Origin of the sequence: Listeria sp. SHR_NRA_18 (assembly GCF_003856515.1) — a bacterium.
In the GTDB taxonomy this organism is placed as follows: Bacteria; Bacillota; Bacilli; order Lactobacillales; family Listeriaceae; genus Listeria_A; species Listeria_A newyorkensis.
On the sequence record NZ_QPKR01000023.1, the window covers coordinates 1 to 4,038 of the forward strand.

Annotated in this window: 9 protein-coding genes; 2 read left to right on the forward strand and 7 right to left on the reverse strand. The window is 38.4% G+C overall.

Annotated elements, in window-relative coordinates; genetic code table 11:
* Positions 1-353: 353 nt before the first annotated feature.
* Positions 354-455 (forward strand): type I toxin-antitoxin system Fst family toxin, encoded by a 102-nt coding sequence (locus tag DUK53_RS16705; RefSeq protein WP_124893157.1) that lies wholly within the window; start codon positions 354-356, stop codon positions 453-455.
* A 189-nt stretch (positions 456-644) separates the two neighbouring features.
* Here DUK53_RS16705 and ssb read toward each other — a convergent pair whose 3' ends face one another.
* From ssb to DUK53_RS16740, 7 genes are all read right to left on the reverse strand, one after another.
* Entirely contained in the window at positions 645-1,172 is a 528-nt protein-coding gene (gene ssb, locus DUK53_RS16710; RefSeq protein ID WP_124893159.1) for a single-stranded DNA-binding protein, read from the reverse strand.
* A 79-nt stretch (positions 1,173-1,251) separates the two neighbouring features.
* A complete protein-coding gene (locus DUK53_RS16715; RefSeq protein WP_124893161.1) occupies positions 1,252-1,869 on the reverse strand; it encodes a recombinase family protein in 618 nt (205 codons plus the stop codon).
* A 26-nt stretch (positions 1,870-1,895) separates the two neighbouring features.
* Complete coding sequence (locus tag DUK53_RS16720) at positions 1,896-2,102, reverse strand: hypothetical protein (protein ID WP_124893163.1); 207 nt, start codon at positions 2,100-2,102, stop codon at positions 1,896-1,898.
* A 1-nt stretch (position 2,103) separates the two neighbouring features.
* Positions 2,104-2,328: a hypothetical protein gene (locus tag DUK53_RS16725; RefSeq protein ID WP_124893165.1), complete on the reverse strand. Its 225-nt coding sequence runs from the start codon at positions 2,326-2,328 to the stop codon at positions 2,104-2,106.
* Between the two features lie 162 nt (positions 2,329-2,490).
* The gene (locus DUK53_RS16730; RefSeq protein ID WP_124893167.1) at positions 2,491-2,682 is read right to left on the reverse strand and encodes a hypothetical protein; all 192 of its coding nucleotides are present in this window, start codon (positions 2,680-2,682) and stop codon (positions 2,491-2,493) included.
* A 28-nt stretch (positions 2,683-2,710) separates the two neighbouring features.
* The gene (locus DUK53_RS16735) at positions 2,711-3,037 is read right to left on the reverse strand and encodes a hypothetical protein (RefSeq protein WP_124893169.1); all 327 of its coding nucleotides are present in this window, start codon (positions 3,035-3,037) and stop codon (positions 2,711-2,713) included.
* A 37-nt stretch (positions 3,038-3,074) separates the two neighbouring features.
* Positions 3,075-3,359 carry a hypothetical protein gene (locus DUK53_RS16740; protein WP_124893171.1) on the reverse strand — a complete coding sequence of 95 codons (285 nt, stop codon included), beginning with the start codon at positions 3,357-3,359 and terminating at the stop codon, positions 3,075-3,077.
* 173 nt (positions 3,360-3,532) lie between these two features.
* Here DUK53_RS16740 and DUK53_RS16745 point away from each other — a divergent pair, with 173 nt between their 5' ends.
* The gene (locus tag DUK53_RS16745; RefSeq protein WP_124893173.1) at positions 3,533-3,775 is read left to right on the forward strand and encodes a hypothetical protein; all 243 of its coding nucleotides are present in this window, start codon (positions 3,533-3,535) and stop codon (positions 3,773-3,775) included.
* Positions 3,776-4,038: the final 263 nt, after the last annotated feature.

Below are 4,038 nucleotides of genomic sequence, written 5' to 3' on the forward strand. Positions count from 1 at the left end.
GCCTAGTAGCGCTACAGTTAATAATAATTCACACAACACAACCACAAATAATAATACCAATTATTATTATCCTCCTTGTAAAAAAGAAGACGAAGAGCCTCCTACTTAATAATCGGAGATAAAACTTTCCCCTCCTGTTTAAATCTCTACTTGCTTATGATATCATTTAAGTTACAACTTTGTCAACTCTTATTTCATATTTTTTCTTACTAAACTGTTGCGCTGTCTTAACTTAAACCAATACAGTCTGCTCTCTCAATCTTGAGGGAGTATTTTTTTATCACTTTTTTGTGTTACAATAAAACAGTCGTCTACCTTCAGACGAACATCTAGTCTGAAGGGAGGTGAACAGTATGGATTTGCTATTTTCAGCAATTATTGCTCCGATCGTGGTTGGATGCGCGATTGCGTTTTTCAAGCACATGTTAGAAGCTCGGCGCAATAACAACAAGTAGACGACACCTAATTCTAACCCCAAATAAACACCCTAGCTGTTACCGCAGCTAGGGTGTTTGGGTGTCCAGATGGACTTGCTATTTTCTACTCCATTATAGCAACAAAATAAAGAAAAGTAAACTAACTAATTTTGAACCATATGGTTCAAATATGTTTAATTGTGTGCAGCAGCACAACTTTCTTATTCCTTAGAACGGAAGATCATCGTCATTAATTTCAATTGATTTCGCACCTGCTGCAAATGGATCGGCATTCTTAGGATAGCCGCTTGGTGTGTATGTTGTGGCTCCTCCAGCACCTACCGCTTGCCCTTGATTGCTCGTATTTGCTGTCTGCTGCTGTGGTGTTGGTGCTTGATTTGGTGCGCTCGATGGTTGGTTGTTAGTCGCTCCAGTTCCTCGTGGTTCCAAGAATTGAACGCTTTCCGCTAACACTTCGGTGACATACACACGCTTGCCGTCTTGTCCTTCGTAGTTACGCGTTTGAACTTTTCCATCCACACCTGCCAGACTCCCTTTTTTCAAAAAGTTGGCCACATTCTCGGCTGGCTTTCTCCAGATAACGCAATTAATAAAATCCGCCTCACGTTCTCCAGCTTGGTTCGTAAAGTTACGATTAACAGCAAGCGTAAACGTTGCGACTGCCACGCCTGCTGGCGTATAGCGCAATTCCGGGTCTTTGGTTAAACGGCCAACTAATACTACTCGATTCATCATATACTATTTCTTCCTCTCTTTTACATCTATTTATTTTTGAACCATATGTTTCAAAAAGTATTTGCATAGAGACAAAACTCTATGTTCTTCCCCTTTTCTTTCGCTTAATGCCAAGTTCACCAGCACGCTTATACATGGCTGTACGACTTACTTGCGTGATTGCTTGAATTTCCTGATTCGTTTTGATTCCATCTTCAAATAATTCTAACGCGTGTTGCATGGCTGCATGATCATCTGTATATTTTTTCGGCCGTCCATTATATTTTCCTGCCGCTTTTGCGATCGCAATGCCCTGGCGTTGACTTTCTAAAATCCGCTTCCGATCATCATCAACTACCCAAGCAAGGATGGTTAAGACTAAATCAGATACCAACTTTTGAATACCAGGCAAATCTTTGTATTTGCGTGTATCCAAAATCGGCATATTCAAAATAACAATATCCACTTCTTTTTCTTGCAAACTTGTCCACTCGGCTAGGATTTCCTCTTTGTTCCGGCCAAACCGTGACAAATCTTCCACGATTAAGACATCGCCAAAACGAAGAAATTTCTTCATCTTGTTATATTCTAGCCGATCAAAGTTTTTTCCGGACTTTTTATCCATATAGATTTTTTCACAGCCCGCTTCTTCTAACGCTGCCATTTGCCTGGCTTCATTTTGTTCCTTTGTTGAAACCCTCGCATAACCAACTAACATGCTAACACCCTACCTTATTCATCTTCTTAGTCGAAAACCCTGGCATTGCTAATTTCACGATATAGCTGTACCTTTTCCGTGGCCATAAACTCCGGCGTCGGATTAATTCGAAGCGTTCCATGTTGCTGCTCTAAAATGTCCATTAACGCAACGAGCTCCATGGTGCGCTTTGGCTCTTCCATTTTATCTACCTGCACAAATTTTTCTCTAACTTGATCCAATGAGTATGTCATACTATTTCGCTCCCCTTCTTTTTTTATCTAAGTAACAAATCTGCTTGCCGGTCGGACTAAGTAAAAAAATACGTCTTTCTTTCCAATCACCGGCATCTACTAAAACACAACCGCAATGCAACAAATGAAGTAAAACATTCCGCTGATCCTGGCGTGGTTTTGTAAACACGTACTTTTTTTCTCCCATGATTGTTTCCAACTCTTTCAAATTTGTAATTGTTTCCATTCTGATCCTTTTCTCCTCTCGATTATACCATAGTTTTGGGATGTTTAATTGGGACGGTCGATTTTTGCCCTTACTGGCTATTCCTTTTAATTCCCAATAAGGTATACCCTATTGGGAAGGACTCTTTTTTTGAAAAGCGTCCACACGACGCTTGATTTCTTACTATTCATCTAAAATGAAAGAATGTGATACTCCAGGTTCATCATTTACGACAATTGTATTAATAGCAAACAATTTGTTTATGTTATGATATGCTTTAGCTAATTTTTTCGCCTCCTCTGGATTATGCGCATCCACTAAAAGCCATCTTTCATCGCCTTCTGCATTTTCGGCCATACATATATATTTTTCCATTTCCAAACCTCCCTAGTCTTTTTCTTAATCAAAAACAAACATCTTCTTCTAAATATTCCCCAGTATCAAACAGTCTGTTATACATTGAATCCGCGATATATCCGGCCAACGCTAAACCGAACAGTTCTCCCAGCTCAAAATATTTAGCGCCATCTAATTTTAAATTTATGGTGTTGTTATTTATAAATTCATACTCCGCATCTATTAATGCCTGGAATAGTCTCTTACCTTCATCCTTGATTTTTGTATACTCGCTGTTCCACACAAAGGAAGGTTCCATATAGCAATTATCAATTGCTAATTCCCCATCAAAATATTCCGTTCTTTCTAACCAATTTCCAAATGTATCTGCCATTTTTATTCCCCCATTTATCAAAATTAGACGCCCTCTCTCACCTTGGAGACCTTAAAATTTGATGATAGTTAAAAACAATGGTATTTCTGAGCGTCTCATAGTAGAAATTACTTTTTTTAATATCATCAAAGCTTATTAATTCCTCTTCAAAATGTTGGGCTAATTCCTCCGGTGTATAAAATGTTTGTAAAGATTTGTTGTTATCTTCATAGTCGAAAAGTGTTTCGACATCAGAAACATGAATCAACTGATCACATACCATCATTAGCTTTAAGTAACCAATGATACCAACCGTTTCAGGAACTTCTAACACCATTACCATCAATATTTCGCCTCCCTATTGCTACGACTTAACTTATACTCTTATTATAACATGCCACTAGTGGCATGTATATGTTTTTAAGATTACTACTTCGTTACAATTACATTACATATCACTAGTGCCATGTAATTGCTTAGATAAATGTGCTATATTAATTTTAAGGTGGTGTTAAGATGGATCGTAACGCATTTATTAAATATGGTAATGAAAATCTATTAACAACGAATGCAGCAAGGCAAATAACTGATCAAACAACAAGCGCTTTTCAGCAATCTGTTAAAAATGGTTATCTAAAACCTGCTTTCGAATTTAGAGACTCGGAAAGACATGTCATACGATTGTATTTCCGTGATGAAGTAGAAGCTTACAAAGCTAGTATGAATGAATGGCAATCAGCCAGAAAGAAACATACGTGATTAAAGATATTCAGCAGCACAACCATTTTTTATACCCTTTTCAACTTTTCCGCTATAAAAGAACTACGATTAACAGACAATTAGCTTGGAAGCGTCAAGCTTTTTACACGGTACCGGAACGAAGTGAGGATAGGGAGTGTAAAGGGCTTGATGCGAGCGTCTGATCTATCACCCTTCGCGTAGCGTTCAGACGGTTTTCAAACCGTTTGAACTGCCACCCGGCGAGGGATTTCTTTTGTTTTTTCATCACTACAGCCTAGATT

Bases quoted from the DNA above. Each gene is read 5' to 3' on its own strand.
- DUK53_RS16705 (WP_124893157.1), top strand. From the start codon at position 354: ATGGATTTGCTATTTTCAGCAATTATTGCTCCGATCGTGGTTGGATGC.
- ssb (WP_124893159.1), bottom strand. From the start codon at position 1,172: ATGATGAATCGAGTAGTATTAGTTGGCCGTTTAACCAAAGACCCGGAA.
- DUK53_RS16715 (WP_124893161.1), bottom strand. From the start codon at position 1,869: ATGTTAGTTGGTTATGCGAGGGTTTCAACAAAGGAACAAAATGAAGCC.
- DUK53_RS16720 (WP_124893163.1), bottom strand. From the start codon at position 2,102: ATGACATACTCATTGGATCAAGTTAGAGAAAAATTTGTGCAGGTAGAT.
- DUK53_RS16725 (WP_124893165.1), bottom strand. From the start codon at position 2,328: ATGGAAACAATTACAAATTTGAAAGAGTTGGAAACAATCATGGGAGAA.
- DUK53_RS16730 (WP_124893167.1), bottom strand. From the start codon at position 2,682: ATGGAAAAATATATATGTATGGCCGAAAATGCAGAAGGCGATGAAAGA.
- DUK53_RS16735 (WP_124893169.1), bottom strand. From the start codon at position 3,037: ATGGCAGATACATTTGGAAATTGGTTAGAAAGAACGGAATATTTTGAT.
- DUK53_RS16740 (WP_124893171.1), bottom strand. From the start codon at position 3,359: ATGGTAATGGTGTTAGAAGTTCCTGAAACGGTTGGTATCATTGGTTAC.
- DUK53_RS16745 (WP_124893173.1), top strand. From the start codon at position 3,533: ATGGATCGTAACGCATTTATTAAATATGGTAATGAAAATCTATTAACA.